Annotated in this window: 11 protein-coding genes and 2 pseudogenes; 6 read left to right on the top strand and 7 right to left on the bottom strand. The window is 43.2% G+C overall.

The window, feature by feature from the left end; all coding sequences use genetic code 11:
* The first annotated feature begins 93 nt into the window (after window positions 1-93).
* The 4 genes from E4U82_RS02455 to E4U82_RS02440 all read left to right on the top strand — a co-directional run bounded on the left by E4U82_RS02455 (window position 94) and on the right by E4U82_RS02440 (window position 4,232).
* Window positions 94-999, top strand: coding sequence for a MurR/RpiR family transcriptional regulator (locus tag E4U82_RS02455; protein WP_245183515.1), 906 nt, complete (start codon window positions 94-96; stop codon window positions 997-999).
* On the top strand, window positions 965-1,885 hold the full coding sequence (murQ, locus tag E4U82_RS02450; protein WP_135108457.1) for an N-acetylmuramic acid 6-phosphate etherase: 921 nt from the start codon (window positions 965-967) through the stop codon (window positions 1,883-1,885). Before E4U82_RS02455 ends, murQ begins: the two co-directional genes overlap by 35 nt.
* Window positions 1,878-3,791 (top strand): glucose PTS transporter subunit IIA, encoded by a 1,914-nt coding sequence (locus tag E4U82_RS02445; RefSeq protein ID WP_135108456.1) that lies wholly within the window; start codon window positions 1,878-1,880, stop codon window positions 3,789-3,791. Before murQ ends, E4U82_RS02445 begins: the two co-directional genes overlap by 8 nt.
* A gap of 246 nt (window positions 3,792-4,037) precedes the next feature.
* Window positions 4,038-4,232, top strand: coding sequence for an NAD(P)H-dependent oxidoreductase (locus E4U82_RS02440; RefSeq protein WP_135108455.1), 195 nt, complete (start codon window positions 4,038-4,040; stop codon window positions 4,230-4,232).
* 79 nt (window positions 4,233-4,311) lie between these two features.
* Here the strand turns inward: E4U82_RS02440 and E4U82_RS02435 are convergent, their stop codons facing one another.
* On the bottom strand, window positions 4,312-5,232 hold the full coding sequence (locus E4U82_RS02435) for a glycine betaine ABC transporter substrate-binding protein (protein ID WP_245183501.1): 921 nt from the start codon (window positions 5,230-5,232) through the stop codon (window positions 4,312-4,314).
* Between the two features lie 601 nt (window positions 5,233-5,833).
* Between E4U82_RS02435 and E4U82_RS02430 the strand changes: the two genes are divergently transcribed.
* Window positions 5,834-6,943, top strand: coding sequence for a glycerol dehydrogenase (locus E4U82_RS02430; RefSeq protein WP_135108453.1), 1,110 nt, complete (start codon window positions 5,834-5,836; stop codon window positions 6,941-6,943).
* 148 nt (window positions 6,944-7,091) lie between these two features.
* Here the strand turns inward: E4U82_RS02430 and E4U82_RS02425 are convergent, their stop codons facing one another.
* The 4 genes from E4U82_RS02425 to E4U82_RS02410 all read right to left on the bottom strand — a co-directional run bounded on the left by E4U82_RS02425 (window position 7,092) and on the right by E4U82_RS02410 (window position 12,879).
* Complete coding sequence (locus E4U82_RS02425) at window positions 7,092-8,384, bottom strand: acetamidase/formamidase family protein (protein ID WP_135108452.1); 1,293 nt, start codon at window positions 8,382-8,384, stop codon at window positions 7,092-7,094.
* A gap of 226 nt (window positions 8,385-8,610) precedes the next feature.
* Window positions 8,611-9,966: an MFS transporter gene (locus tag E4U82_RS02420; protein WP_135108451.1), complete on the bottom strand. Its 1,356-nt coding sequence runs from the start codon at window positions 9,964-9,966 to the stop codon at window positions 8,611-8,613.
* Between the two features lie 178 nt (window positions 9,967-10,144).
* Window positions 10,145-11,497, bottom strand: coding sequence for an alanine/glycine:cation symporter family protein (locus tag E4U82_RS02415; protein WP_135108450.1), 1,353 nt, complete (start codon window positions 11,495-11,497; stop codon window positions 10,145-10,147).
* 491 nt (window positions 11,498-11,988) lie between these two features.
* A complete protein-coding gene (locus E4U82_RS02410; protein ID WP_135108449.1) occupies window positions 11,989-12,879 on the bottom strand; it encodes a DMT family transporter in 891 nt (296 codons plus the stop codon).
* A gap of 641 nt (window positions 12,880-13,520) precedes the next feature.
* Between E4U82_RS02410 and E4U82_RS02405 the strand changes: the two genes are divergently transcribed.
* On the top strand, window positions 13,521-14,408 hold the full coding sequence (locus E4U82_RS02405) for a fructose bisphosphate aldolase (RefSeq protein WP_135108448.1): 888 nt from the start codon (window positions 13,521-13,523) through the stop codon (window positions 14,406-14,408).
* Window positions 14,409-14,543: 135 nt separating this feature from the next.
* On the opposite strand, the pseudogene E4U82_RS20745 reads toward E4U82_RS02405, so the two are convergent.
* Window positions 14,544-14,636, bottom strand: a pseudogene (locus E4U82_RS20745) (SEC-C metal-binding domain-containing protein); the annotation flags it as partial.
* Window positions 14,637-14,720: 84 nt separating this feature from the next.
* A pseudogene (locus E4U82_RS20235) lies at window positions 14,721-15,458 on the bottom strand (DUF1186 domain-containing protein); the annotation flags it as partial.
* Window positions 15,459-15,544 lie beyond the last annotated feature (86 nt).

Genomic DNA, 15,544 nt, shown 5'->3' with positions numbered 1-15,544 from the left:
ATTTTGAAATTTTATACCAATGTTTATTATTTTATTGATTTTTTATATCCGCGAAGATAAAATGTGCTTGTAAGCGCTAACGTCAATTGATTGGTGGTGTTTATCCTGGAAGGTATTCTTTATAAAGTAAGAGAATCACTTAACTATGTCAAACCATCAGAAGGAGCTGTAGCGGAATATATTTTACAACACCCGGAAAAGACAGTCTCCATGTCTGTTAATCAGCTTGCAAGTGCTAGTTATGCCAGCCCTTCTGCGGTTATGCGCTATTGTCAAACCTTGGGCTATAAAGGCTTTAAGTCGTTTAAATTAAAACTATCCGGCGATCTTGCAGTGATAAATTTACACGATCTGGAGCAAGAAACTTTATCACCCGACGATTCCAGCGATAAAATTATGTCGGTCATTACTAATACGAATATTCAATCGTTGTACAGCTCATTGCAATTACTACAAAAAGACCAATTTACAGCATCGTATAACTATTTAGTCAACGCAAAAAAAATTGACTTCTATGGTGTAGGTTCCAGTTTTTTGATAGCGTATGATGCCATTCAAAAATTCATGCGCATCAATAAAGCCTGTACGGCCTACAGTGATTTCCATATGCAAAAGGTATCAGCTGTCAACCTGAATGAGGATGATGTAGCAGTTGCTGTTTCATACTCGGGTGAAACACAGCAAATTATTGATTGTGTCAAAATTGCACAATCTAAAGGCGCAAAAGTGATCGCGATTACGAAATATGCGGATACTCATTTGAGCGACATAGCGAATGCAGTGTTATTTGTTGCTGCTCAGGAAGATGAATTTCGAACTGCTGCCATGTCGTCACGAATTGCTTCACTAAATGTGATCGATATGCTCTATACAGCTTGCGCATATGAGGATTACGACAATTCCTTATCCCATTTAAATCAAACTTATAACATCATACAGCAAAGCCAAAGGGAGGATGCCAGGAATGCCCGAAACAACAAGAACAACAGAGAAACGTAATGATAAAACTATGAATTTGGATGAAATGAGTACCCATGACATTTTACATGTGATGAACCAAGAAGATAAAACTGTCCCAGATGCGGTAAATAAAGAAATTAACCAAATAGAAAAAGCTGCTTCTGCTGTAATTGACTCGTTTACCAAGGGCGGCAGGCTCATTTATATTGGTGCAGGCACAAGCGGTCGGTTGGGGATTTTAGACGCGGTGGAATGTCCACCAACATTTGGAACTAATCCCAAGAAAGTCCAAGGTCTAATCGCCGGAGGTAAAGAAGCTATCATGAAAGCTGTTGAAGGTGCTGAAGATGATCCGGACCAAGCCGCAGCCGATTTACAGGATCTGAATTTAAATGATACAGATACTGTCATCGGAATGGCTGCCAGCGGCCGCACTCCATATGTTATTGGCGGCTTGCAATACAGTAACAATGTCGGTGCTCGCACGGCATCTATTAGCTGCAACAAAAATGCAAAGTCCAGTCATTACGCCGACATCCCAATCGAAGTTGAAGTTGGACCCGAAACTTTAACAGGGTCAACACGATTGAAAGCAGGGACAGCCCAAAAGCTCGTTGCCAATATGATTTCAACAAGTTCAATGATTGGAATCGGCAAAGTTTATAAAAACCTGATGGTGGATGTCCAGTTAACAAATAAAAAGCTTGTCGAACGGGCTAAAAATATTATTTCACTTGCTACACAAGTCGATGATGATACAGCTTCAACCTATTTGGAAACGTCTCATCAGAATCCGAAAATAGCAATCATCATGATCAAAATGCAATGCGGTCATGAAAAAGCCGAACGATATCTAAACCAGGCAAATGGATTTGTACGTCAAGCTATCAAACTAGGAAACGAGGATGGTGACAACCATGAATAACAAAGAATTGGCACATTCAATCGTCAAGAATCTTGGCGGTGAGAATAACATTGCCAATCTCACCAATTGTATAACAAGGTTGCGAATAGATGTCAAATCCGGCAACAATGTAAATTTGGAAGCAATTAAACAAATTGACGAGGTCTTAAGTGTTATTGATCAGGGAACAATTCAGATTGTGCTGGGACCAGGCAAAGTAACCAAGGTTGCGAACGAAATACACGAAAGTACGACGATTAATGTAGATGTTGATGACAATGACAGCGAATTCAATGTCGCATCCGACACAAAGGCAGCTTATAAAGCCAAACAGACATCAATGTTCCAGCAATTATTCAGGCATATTGGTAATATCTTTGTTCCAATTGTTCCCGGCCTAGTCGCTTCTGGATTAATGCTGGGGATCGCAAACCTAATCACGAACCTGGCTAATCCCGACGCAGGCATACTCGACCCGGGTGTTCTTGATTCAAACTGGTACATGCTGCTGCAGGCAATTGGTAATCTGCTATTCGGGTCACTTGGCGTGTTTGTCGGTATTAATACGGCTAAAGAATTCGGCGGAACAATGGTGCTCGGCGGTATTGCAGGTTTACTGATTAACGCACCTGTTTTAAGTGATATCGGATCCTTGAATCTATTTGGATTGGATCTGAAACTCAGTGCAGGACTTGGTGGTCTCTTGGGCGTCATCGTGGCCTCCTATCTGTTTGTCAAAATTGAAAAGTTTATCCGAAAACGAGTGGCGGACAGTCTCGATCTCGTTCTGACACCGCTAATCACCGTTATGGTCGGGTCGATGGTGACAATCGTCGTTATCCAGCCGATAGCTGGCCTACTTATGGACGGTATTACATGGTTCCTGGTGGATGTTATGTTAGAAGCAGGCGGTGTCATTGGCGGATTTGTGCTTGCCGCAACATTCCTACCACTGGTGACAGTCGGTATGCATCAGGGACTCATCCCCGTGCACCTTGAATTAATCGATCAATTTGGCTCGACAACATTACTCCCGATTCTGGCTATGGCTGGCGGTGGACAAGTTGGTGCCATGATCGCTATTTATATCAAAGCCAAAAATAAACGACTAAAAAATACGGTCGCAAGCGTACTGCCTGTAGGATTTTTGGGTATAGGGGAACCGCTAATTTACGGGGTAAGCTTACCGCTTGGCAGGCCATTTATCACTGCTAGTCTTGGAGCAGGATTCGGTGGTGCATTTTTGTCCTTGTTCAACGTAGGGGCCATCACTGTTGGACCTTCCGGTATCGTCATGATTCCACTTATCGCGGACAACAACTATTTATTATATATCGTCGGGCTTCTCATTTCTTATGCCGGCGGATTTGTGCTGACATATCTATTTGGCTATAAAGAAGAAATGGTCTACAAGCTTTATGGTGAAAGTGCAACTCGGACGAAAAAAGAAGGAGCGAACACTTCCAATCAGCAAGAAGGGTTTCATATAAATAGTCCTTTATCAGGAGAGTTACGCCCGTTGAATGAATTGAAAGATGAAGTTTTTGCAACAGAAGCGGTTGGAAAAGGAATTGCCATCTACCCAAGCGAGGGAAAATTATACGCCCCTACAAATGGTAAAGTGACAACCGTATTCCCTACAGGACACGCTATTGGAATAACGACTGACAATGGCATGGAGATATTATTACATCTTGGACTAGACACGGTTGATATTAAAGAAAAAGTATTTCAGTTAAAAATCGCAAAAGATGAAAAAGTTGAAACAGGTGACCTTTTATGTGAATTTGATATGGCGGCTATCATAAATAAAGGATTTGATTTGACGTCACCGATTGTCATTACCAATTCTGACGCTTATGACACTATTAATCCCATAGAGCAGAAGCAAATTGATGCAGGAAGCAAATTACTGACAATTAAATAGAATAGCAGCGGGAACAGGTTATGCCCTGTTCCCTGTTTTTGATTAGTGTATCAATTGTAGAAAATTTTCAGCTGGCTAATTAAGCGGTATGTCTTACATGAAATTTGACAGAGATTCTCAACACCCCGCCATAGAAGTCTTTTTCATTTTCACCGGATGTATGATAACCTTAGCTGGATAGAGTGCCATCCATTTACAATTGGCGAAGCGGAACCATCTATTTTACAGTAAGGTGAGGTTAGGTAAATGAGGATTGCAGGTATATCAGGCAGTATTCGTGATGATTCATACAATAACATGCTGCTGAAAAACATCAAAAATCGTTATAGCAGTCATTTTGATTTGGAGCTTATCAAAGTTGACAAGCTTCCACTTTTGGACATCGTTGAACGAGCAGTGAAAAACTTCAGTGGAATGCTGAGTGCGGGACAAGGTGTCTGACTACCACTGTGAAGCGGGGCAGATCCATTGTACCACAAAAATGGAACAGGGCCTGACACGCCCCTGTTCCATTTATCAATTATTCTTCCCTTGGTACGCCGTCAAGCCATTCGTCAACAAGATCGGGATTATTGTCAATGAATTCCTGTACAACTTCTGCCGGATCCTGATCTTCCGCATGAACTTTCGGCATCATTTCGTCAATCATTTCATAACTTTCATTATATTGCTCCATCACTTTGTAAGCTCTTGGGGCATCTTCTTCCAAACCTTTGCGGGCTACCGTATAAATCTGGTCACCTTCCCCGCCATAAATTTCCTGTGGGTCCTCAAGCATTTTCAAATCCATCGTCCCGAAAATCCAATGCGGTTTCCAAAGCGGCACAACAATCGGTTCTTCATTTTCAACGGCCGACTGCAATTCAGCCAGCATCGCCGCTTCAGAGCTTGTCGTCAGTTCCCAGTTGTCCAAACCATACGCTTCAAACGCTTCTTCCGTATTTTCCATTATGCCGGCACCCGGATCAATCCCGATAACCTGCCAATCAACTGCTTCACCAAGTTCCTCATTACCTTTCAAATCCTCAATTGAATTCACATCTTCCATGTAACTCGGAACGCTTAAAGCCAACGGTGCCTTGTCAAGTACCTGTTTGACCTTTACAATGTCTCCTTCATATTTTTCCCAGTAAGAGGCGTGCGTTGCCGGCAACCATGCTGACGTATGAAAATCGGCTGAACCATCAGCAACACTTGACCACATCGGACCAGCCTCAACTTGTTTCAATTCAACATTGTAGCCGACCTTTTCAAGTAATGCACCCAGCATATGTGTACTGATCGTTTCCCTTGCCCATGCCACGTAAGGCTGGGTTAAATCTTTCTGCCCTATTTCAGGCCCTTCACTTGTTTCTTCAGATCCCTCATCATCCGAGGCATCAGCTTCCGTCTCTTCTTCACTTCCGCCTCCGCATGCTGCCAGTAGCATTATTAGAAGCAAGGCAAAAGCCATCAGACCAAATTTAAAATGATGTCTGAAAATAATAAAAACCCCCTAAAATATTAAATTCGCAATCCTTACACAGCCCCTTCACATTAATGAAAGGACGATCTGTAAGGTCATGGTTAGTGACTGAAAATCTACCAAACAACCCGGCATTTACGGCCAATACCAAGATACTATCAGTGCTTGTTTGATATAATCCAGTATAACTTATTTAATCATAACAAAAGAGCCGACATCACCCTAAATGAGTATTATCAAGCTATTACGTGTATATAAGATGATTCACACGATATTGGATTATAAATTGACTTATTGAATCATTTTTCTTAATTATACAGAAATACGGTTGCTTTCAGGGTTTTACAAGAATATTAGAATAAAAATAGATTTTTTTGACTCTTTTAAAAGTCATCCCCTGTTCCAGCTGCAGACACATAAGTTCATTAGAAAAACGCGCATTCACTCGTTCGTTAGTGAATGAATCGTTTTTCTTATAAAGTCACCAATTACTTATATTTCACAGAATAGACAAGTGTTTTTTTCGGCTAACTTGGGAATACATAATGTGGACATAGCTGAAAAGGAGTGTTACATCATGAGTGAAAGAATATTTATCAGCCCCGCCAAATATGTTCAGGGAAAAAATGCGATTCAAAATATCGGCGGGTACGTAAAAGATATCGGTAAGGAAACCGTCGTCATAGCAGATGAAACGGTTTGGGACATCGCCGGAAACGATGTTGTTGAACAGCTGAAACAGGAAAACATTAAAGTCGAGGAAGTCCTTTTTAACGGGGAAGCTTCCAAGACGGAGATTCAACGGATTACAGAGATTGCCAATCAAGCGGATGCGTCCGTCATCATCGGTGTAGGCGGCGGTAAAACGCTTGATACCGCAAAAGCTGTTTCCGATGAAGTGAACGGCTTCACGGTAATTGTTCCGACAACAGCGTCAACCGATGCACCGACAAGTGCCCTTTCCGTCGTTTATTCGGATGACGGCGTCTTTGAAGGTTATCGCTTCTATAATAAAAATCCCGATCTGGTCATGGTCGATACGAAAATTATTGCAGGCGCACCACCGCGTTTTCTTGCCTCAGGGATTGCCGATGCACTGGCTACATGGGTCGAGGCCCGCAGCGTTATCAATGCAGGAGGCGACACGATGGCAGGCGGACGCACAACGATTGCTGCACAGGCGATAGCCGAAAAATGCGAAGAGACTTTATTTCAGTATGCCCATCTCGCCTATGAATCCGTTAAATCCAAGTCGGTAACACCTGCACTGGAATCGATTGTGGAAGCCAACACCCTGCTTAGCGGCTTAGGGTTTGAAAGCGGTGGGTTGGGAGCTGCTCATGCTATCCATAATGGCTTCACCGCACTCAAAGGCGACATCCACCACTTGACACATGGCGAGAAAGTCGCGTTTGGCACTCTTGTTCAACTCACTCTGGAAAAACATAGCATTGGCGAAATAGAACGTTATATCAAGTTGTACGTCAGCCTCGGTCTGCCGGTCACACTGGAAGATATCAAATTAAAAGATGCTTCAAGGGATGACATTATGAAAGTGGCTGAAGCGGCAACAACTGACGGTGAAACAATCCACCAGGCCTTTAACATCACAGCTGACGATGTAGCTGATGCCATCTATGCAGCTGATCAATATGCAAAGGCATATAAGGAGAAACACAATAAATAACATTAGAAAAACACTGGGCATTCGCCTCGTCTTATAGCGAGTGCCAAAGTATTTCTTATAAGGTCAACATACTTATAACAAAAACCTTGCAGGGCATGTCCTGCAAGGTTTTTGTGGATGGGACAAAGGCCAGATCCCCCGTCCTATATTATTGACCATATTTTCTTGTAACCAAATCAAGCAGACCATTATCTTTCAAATATTTTTTCGGAGCGAGAAAAGTGACAGTTGCAACACCAGGATTACGGCCTATTTCAATCGCACCATTTATTGTTGCACGGTTCATAACTTCCGGAACGGGAACGCCGAATAATTTAGCAGCCCGCTCCATGCCGTTTGTTGTGGCGTCATTTAACGTGGCACCGCTTCCCACAAACGAAATGGGGTATGATTCTTCCAATTCCACGCCCCATTTCTCACTTAATTGACTTGCCTGCTGTTTTTCTTCTTCACTGAATGGCTTAGCCATGTGCGGCAAATCTTCTTCAACCGGCAGCAGGATTGGACCATCAATTTTCAGCCCTTTTATGACATTCGTCTGCAGGTTCACATTACCCGCTACGTCTGTCGTATGCCCGGCAATTTCACCATCACCCTGCATCGCATGCATGTCACCCAAATAGACGCCACCTCCAGGTACTTTGACCGGACAGATAAGAACAGCACCCTTGCGCACACGATTAATATCCATATGACCATCTGTACGGTCCTCCAGCTGCTCTTCTGTCACACTATAATCATGAGGCGCATCAATCAATGCTTGCCCAAAGTCCCCGGCATTATGTGAGTCCGGCAATGCTCTTGCTGGTGTCGTACCAAGCTGTCCCAAAAATGGTCTGAACCTTGCAATGGCACCGATAATATCGTGTGGCGCAAACGTAACCACCGGATTCTGAATGGACGCTTCAGGTGTGCGCATATAGCCTTCTGCGTCACGGGCAACCTTTTCCGCACTATTTTTATCCAAAGTCATGCCTATGGATTTTTCATCATTAAAGGCCATGGTATAAGCATTTGTGAAAATAAAAGGTGTGATATCCTCATGACAATTCTTGCATCGAACAGCCTTCTGCCCAATACCTTCTATCACTGTTTCAGGATTGACCGTACCACAGTTCGGACATTTTCCGGCGATAAACGGGTCACCAAGGAATTTCCCTTCCACAGGTTCATCATTCCCTGAAGCGGTTGCCATGGAAGTTACTTCAATCGACTTAATGTGAATGGCTATCGCATCCCCAACTTCCGCACCTTCAACATAAACAGGTTTCGTTACCTCGTGTCCGCCCTTCAGCTGAGGTGTGATCATCGGTCCCCAGCAGCCAGGGGTTGTATTTGCCACAATATATCCGCCATCCTGTACGACATATTCCATTTCTTTATCAGGATCAAGGACGCCATCTGTAAAATCGTTGACATAAACGGTTTGTTTTGCCACCATTTGAGTCCCTCCTTTTTATTACTCAATATTATTCTACCATATAACGAAATCGCTTACTTAATAGGTTGCCTGTTTGATGAATTGGAGATAAGTTCATTTTATTGTAAATTTACCATTAATCATTGCACCAAAAGCGACCCGTACTTTATGACTATGACCGGTTAAATAAAAAACTATAGAGCCAATCGTTGTCCATACTTCCCTCTATTATTTCAATCAATGCTGGTTATTCAACCCGTCGCACCTTGTTCCGTGCTGGCAGCTTCACCGCCAGGGAAAGCACGACGATACAGCAGACAAAACAAATCATTGCAACTAAATGAAGGTGCGCCGTGTCCATGTGCTCGTTAAACGTCAAGCCCAGCAAACTGGACGAAAGAATAGCCCCCATATACCGGCTCGTCTGATACAGCCCGGATGCTGATCCGGTTTCTTCCGGGCGCACATTTTCATAAAGCGCGGTTTGTGTTGAAATATTATTAAAGCCCTGACTCATGCCAAGAACGGACATGATCATCATTAGCCAGACCAGCGGGGATGCCTCATGATAGGTCAGAAGCAGACCCGTACCGCCCAATAAGAACGATGCACCGATCATAAGCGGCGGTTTCGATCCATAGCGGTCAATGAGACGGCCGGCAATCGGAGCCGTAATCACACCGAACCCTGCAAGTGTCAGCATAATCAGACCTGTGTGCTGTTCGCTGTAATGACGTACTTGTTGCAAATACGTCGGAAAGCCGAAGAAATAGCAATAATAGACAAGATTGATACTCATAAACTGAATATACACAAACAACGCATTGCGATTTTTTGTTAACCCTTTCGTATCAATGAACGGATCAGCCTGCTTCTGTTCGTAACCATAAAAAGCAGCTGCTCCCAGGACAAACAGGACGAGTGCCCACCAATGAATCGTTTCATTCAGCGATAGTATAAACAGGATCAGGCCGACAATTGAGCTGGTGAACAGGAGGATCCCAATAAAATCAATTCGCCTCAGTTCAAAAGTTCCCTGACCGGTATTCGGCAATACAAACAGGGCCAATAGAAACGATAGGATAATGAATGGAAAATTAATCAAAAAGATAGATTGCCAATCCCATGCTGCAATCAAAAAACCACCAATGGAAGGACCGAATGCGGCCGATGTTGTTGAGAAAATCGACAATACAGCCAGCGCCCTCCCCTGTTTTTTCGTAATGTGTGAGCGTACCATACTCATGCCGCTCGGGAATAGCGTCGAACTGCCAATTGCCTGCAATGCCCGGCACCCCAGAAGAAACGGGAAATTCGGCGAAAATGGTGCCAGGACAGATGCCCCGGCAACCAACAGGAGACCTGCCATGAACAAACGCTTGGGTCCGAACATGTCACTCAACTTGCCCATAACAGGTTGACCGGCCGCACTTGCCAGATAAAATATTGAAATCAGCCAGGAGGCATCCGCAAATGTTAAGGCAAAAGCCTCCTGCAATCTGGTCAGCGCAACAGATATCATGGATGAATTTAACGGATTAAGCAAGGTACCTAATCCGATCGTTAAAACAAGCAGCCATGGTTTAGGTGTTTTTGTTGTCATGTTGATCCCCCCGTATGTTTTCAGCCATGTTAGTAGAACTCCTTCCAAACATAAAGGCCCTGTCAATTAGCAGGGCCTTCGTACGACGTCCATTTTTTATTGGTGGTTTTTATAAGCCACTTTCCCGTGAAAATCGGATCCATTTACCAAGCGAAGGGAAAATGCATGCAATTCATCCTTACGATGCTTCCTTTCTTTCTTCCTTCGCCTTTTCCTGAAAACGTTTGGTTTCTAATATAATAACACCCGACAAAAATATCAGACCGATAAGGTTGGGAGCTGCCATCAAACCGTTTAAAACGTCTGCCATCGTCCAGATCACATCAAGTGACGCTGTCGCACCGACAAAAATGAAGAGCACAAAGACAGTACGGTAAGCTTTCACGGCAGTTGGATTTTTGAACAAGTACTGGAAACATTTTTCGCCGTAATAGCCCCATCCCAAAATGGTTGATGTTGCGAAAAACAACAATCCGAATGTGACTAAATACGGACCTGCACTGCCCAACAATGTACCGAACGCGGAAGCCGTCAGTACCCCCGCATCAATGGAGCCGTCCTGCCAATCACCAGACATGACAATGGTAATCCCGGTAATCGAACAAACAATAAATGTATCAATCAAAACCTGTGTCATCGAGACCAGCGCCTGTCTGCCCGGCAAATCCGTTTTGGCCGCTGCAGCTGCAATCGGAGCAGACCCCAAACCAGCTTCATTGGAAAATAGTCCCCGTGCAACACCAAATCGTATAACGGCACCAATTGTCCCGCCGGCTGCGGCTTCACCTGAGAACGCGTATGTAAAAATCGTTCCAAGTGCTTCAGGTACAAGGTTAATATTCATAATCATAACTATTAATCCGGCAGCGATATAAAAAGCCGCCATAATCGGAACAAAGAAAGCTGTCACACGGCCAATCCACTTAATACCGCCAAGAATAACCAATCCTGCAAAAATAACAAGTACTATACCAGTTACCCAAAACGGAACGGAAAATGTACTATTCATTAAATCAGCAACAGCCTTTGCCTGCGTCCCGTTACCAATACCAAATGCGGCAAGCGCTCCAAATACCGCAAATAACACACCAAGCCATTTCTGTTTTAAGCCGTGTTCCAAATAATACATAGGACCACCGGCCATATTCCCTTCAGAGTCTTTCACACGGTATTTGACAGCCAGAATTGCCTCGCCATATTTGGTTGCCATGCCAAAAAATCCGGCAACCCACATCCATAAAATAGCCCCGGGACCGCCGAGAACAACAGCTGTTGCCACACCAACAATGTTACCGGTCCCAACCGTTGCGGCCGAAGCAGTCATGAGTGCCTGAAAATGGGAAATATCCCCATCCGAGTTTTTATCCTGGTTTCTGGAAAAAGCCAATTTTAAAGCATATGGCAATGAACGAACCTGCAATACACCAAGTCTAATGGTTAAATAAATTCCTGTACCCACCAATAAGACAAGCAAAGGCACGCCCCAAACAATATCACTTACCTGGCTTAAAAATTCATCAATCTGTGCCATAATCGTCTCCTTTCCTTTACGGGTATGATACTGAAATCATTAATCCTGCAGACCCCCCTTTTTAAGCATATCCTTCCTTATGACCCTGTTGCCGTCACACTTATCTGCTTGTTTTCATTAAACCGAAAATTCAGTAATAAGTCAAGAAGTATTTTCAGTGGGAGATGGGGCCCCGGATCAGCCAGACTCCACATCCAAAAAAACCGCCCTGAACAGCACGATTCATGATGTTCAAGGCAGTCTTTTTTAAAAGATAAGAAAGTATAAAATTTCCGGCTATATTAAGCTCTTTGTCAGCAATAGCCATGTCCAGCTCCAGCGCCCAGCAATAGCAGATCTTTTGGTGGGGCGAGCTTTAGCGCAGCCCCAAACTTCACACTCCTCCACTACGATAAGTCAACATCGGTTCGCTTCCAGCTCACCGTGTTTCCTTTATCTCATTGCGAAGTGCTCCAGTTTGTACGTTGCTAAACGGGCGCCCCGCGCTTTTCTTATGACGATTTCAATTGTTCTCCCCGTGCTGCTTCTTTCTTATCCATCCGGTTATTTTTCAGGAACATGTAGAACGATGCGCCGAATATGACAACGTAGCCGATCACACTGAGCAGCGTCGGAATCTGGCCGAACAACACAATGCTTAACAGCGCCGAATACACGACCGTTGAATAAAAGAAAATCGAAATCTCATTGGCGGGTGCAAACTTGTAGGCAAGCGTGATGCCAAATTGGCCCACTGTCGCACACGCCCCGGCCAGGAGCAGTAATACCCATTGCTGCCAGCTCATCGGTTCATACATAAAAATCGTAAACGGTAGCAGAAGCACTGTTGTAAATGATGAAAAGTAAAAAACTACTGTATAATGCTTTTCCTTGTTGCCCAGGACACGAAGAATCGTGTAGGCACCCGCGGCGAACACCGCTCCGACCACCCCGACGATATAAGGGACAATATCCACGGAAAATTCCGGCTGGATGATGAACAACGCCCCCATAAATGCTACAAGAATTGCGATAACCTGAAATCGGCGGGCTTTTTCTTTCAGGAAGATGGCACAAAATATGATTAGAATAAACGGACTAAGTTTGTTCAGCATTTCAGCATCGGATAAAACCAGGCGGTCAATGGCATAAAAATTCGCTATGATGCCCACTGCTCCAAGTGCCGAACGCGACAGCAGCAATTTCTGATTCTCCTTTTTCCCGAATATCCTTTCATTATGATACAAAACAAAACCTAATGTAATGATAGCCGCTACAATATTACGAAAAAAAGCCTTCTGCATGGTCGGTAAATCACCGGAAAGCTTAACGAAAGCTCCCATAAACGAAAAACCCAACGCAGAGACCAATAATAATAGAATGCCTTTATTACGATCAGACATAGCGTTCCCCCTGTTGCTGAATCCAATTTGCTCTGGGCAGCGCGCCCATATTAACCACACTCTTGCCGCTATCCACATTACTCCGGATATCGGCACCAAATAGCTATCCTAATACAAAATCGAGAAGATGGAAAGGAAGTTGCTCAGTGTGATTCAAGCGGTTTTTGCTCGATCTACAGCACCATTTGGTAAATGATGGAATCATTCATCTATATTCAGACCCCTTCACCTATATAATCGAAACAAGTTTGGGAAAAGTGGCATTCACCAGCAGAAAAAAATTAAAATCATTTTCATGCCCCCAAATGCACGTATGATACCGATTATAGTTATGAAGAGGGTGCACCATAGGGTCGCTTTCAGGATAGAATCAGGAAGCACGTTTGGATTAAAAATTTTGTTTTGGATTATAAAAAATGTAACGATAGCTATTCCAAAACGGAGGCGTTGTCTGAATGGTTCCGATATTATGCATAGCCGAAAGGTTGTACCTGTTCTGTTGATATGGTAATTTATGCACCGGACTATAACCTGGGCGTCATTCATGATATAATGTACAAGGAAATAATGCTTTTGCCAAAATACATTTTTTGCCTTAAGCTGAAAAAGGTAATTTTATCACCATAAAAGGAGTGGTCCTTATGAATCAAAAACACTTTGAACAAATGAAAAACGGCAACGGATTTATCGCAGCGCTGGACCAGAGTGGCGGTAGTACACCTAAAGCTTTGGCTCTGTACGGCGTTACAGAAGACCAATATTCGAATGAGGATGAAATGTTTGACCTGGTGCACGATATGCGGACCCGAATTATCACAGCACCAGCTTTCGATTCCGAGCAAATTATCGGTGCCATCCTGTTTGAGCAAACAATGGACCGTGAAATCGAAGGAAAATACACGGGTGATTATTTAGCTGAGGACAAAGGCGTTGTCCCTTTTTTGAAAGTCGATAAAGGCCTTGCTGAAGAATCAAACGGTGTGCAGCTGATGAAACCAATTGACGACCTCGACGACAAACTCAAACGGGCGAATGAACGCCACATCTTTGGAACCAAAATGCGCTCCGTTATCAAAGAAGCCAATCAAGAAGGCATCAAGAAAGTCGTTGACCAGCAATTTGACTTAGGCAAAAAAATCATCGATGCCGGTCTTGTACCAATCATTGAACCGGAAGTAGATATTAACAGTCCGGAAAAAGAGAAATGTGAAGAATTGTTGAAATCGGAAATTAAGAGCCACCTTGATAATCTTGACCAGGACGACCATGTAATGCTGAAGCTGACGATCCCAACCGTCGCCAACACGTACAAAGAACTAATTGAGCATCCGAATGTTGTCCGCGTTGTTGCACTCTCGGGCGGTTATGCTGCAGATGAAGCCAATGAAAAACTTAAAGAAAATAACGACCTCATCGCCAGCTTCTCCCGTGCGCTGACACAAGATTTGAATGTTAATCAAAGCGACAAAGAATTCAATGACGTACTAAGTAAAGCCGTGGAATCCATTTATCAAGCTTCGATTACGTGAGATGAATAATTCAAAACCCCCGGGATGCCCCGGGGGTTTTGATACCATTATCGTCATTTTCCATGTTACACCCCGGTGATCATTCCCGCTGACATGAACGTGACTCTGCCCATTTCAACCCTTGTCTCTCGAAATTTATGCACCACAGCATTTTTTATATTTCTTACCGCTCCCGCATGGACATGGGTCGTTGCGCCTTACTTTATTATCATTTACAATTGGCTGATTCATAGAGGGGAATTTCACTTTATGACCTTTCAATTTCATTCGTTTCTTATTATCTTTTTCACGGTCCTTATAAAAAGAAGCCGCATACTGCATCTCTTTAATCGTATTATTAATCAGGTTATTGCTGCTCCGTTTGCGCTGTTCATCCAAAAATCGTTCTCTGTCCTGTCCCATCGTCCGATCAATATTTTCGAGTCTAATAATATCTGTTAATACAATATTCTGTTCATATGCCTGCTTTATATCGTCATACAATGCATCCGGATACAAGTCTTCTGAACAACAAATAATTTCAGTTATAACATATGGATGATAATCAGCGCCGTCTATTGCATGTTTCAATAAGGATTTATAATACTCTAATACATCGTCCCGCTTTACGCTCTCACACAAAGCCAGCATTGTAAGCGCACGGGCCGCCTGGCCACGGGCATAAATATATACGTTTTCATCTTCAATCAGCTCTTTTAATAACGTTATATCGTCGGGCTTATCATACAAAGAAGCCAGTATCCTTCCACTATCTTCCGTTAAAAAGTCTCCCAATAGTACATCCAGATCATCTTCGGGTAATTTTAATATATCCACGAACACCGGATAAAACGCCTTCACTCTAAATTGAGCCAGCAAATAAAACGCATAGATATGGCCCAAATAGTTACCCGTATTCTTTTCAATATATTTTTTATAATTCACCCTGACATCCTCGGCAACAGATAACAGTTCCGGGATATATGTTTCTTTCTCTGAAATAATTTCCTCCAATTCTTTCTTCGGGAAATGTCCATTATTATAGCTGATCTTTTCAAAAAGATTTTGCACTTAGTATCCCCTTCTTTAACAAAGTTTTTTATCCAAAGGCATCGTCTGTTGAAATTAGAATATCATTTAGAATAAAAAGTATAAAC

The sequence above is a fragment of the Lentibacillus salicampi genome (assembly GCF_004565465.1).
Taxonomy (GTDB): Bacteria; Bacillota; Bacilli; order Bacillales; family Amphibacillaceae; genus Lentibacillus; species Lentibacillus salicampi.
Note: the sequence above shows the minus strand (reverse complement) of the source record. Positions and strands in the feature narration are given on the sequence as shown.

What these genes read in the sequence shown, in the direction of transcription:
- E4U82_RS02415 (WP_135108450.1), bottom strand. Translation starts at nt 11,497, where the DNA reads ATGGCACAGATTGATGAATTTTTAAGCCAGGTAAGTGATATTGTTTGG.
- murQ (WP_135108457.1), top strand. Translation starts at nt 965, where the DNA reads ATGCCCGAAACAACAAGAACAACAGAGAAACGTAATGATAAAACTATG.
- E4U82_RS02420 (WP_135108451.1), bottom strand. Translation starts at nt 9,966, where the DNA reads ATGACAACAAAAACACCTAAACCATGGCTGCTTGTTTTAACGATCGGA.
- E4U82_RS02410 (WP_135108449.1), bottom strand. Translation starts at nt 12,879, where the DNA reads ATGTCTGATCGTAATAAAGGCATTCTATTATTATTGGTCTCTGCGTTG.
- E4U82_RS02445 (WP_135108456.1), top strand. Translation starts at nt 1,878, where the DNA reads ATGAATAACAAAGAATTGGCACATTCAATCGTCAAGAATCTTGGCGGT.
- E4U82_RS02405 (WP_135108448.1), top strand. Translation starts at nt 13,521, where the DNA reads ATGAATCAAAAACACTTTGAACAAATGAAAAACGGCAACGGATTTATC.
- E4U82_RS02440 (WP_135108455.1), top strand. Translation starts at nt 4,038, where the DNA reads ATGAGGATTGCAGGTATATCAGGCAGTATTCGTGATGATTCATACAAT.
- E4U82_RS02425 (WP_135108452.1), bottom strand. Translation starts at nt 8,384, where the DNA reads ATGGTGGCAAAACAAACCGTTTATGTCAACGATTTTACAGATGGCGTC.
- E4U82_RS02430 (WP_135108453.1), top strand. Translation starts at nt 5,834, where the DNA reads ATGAGTGAAAGAATATTTATCAGCCCCGCCAAATATGTTCAGGGAAAA.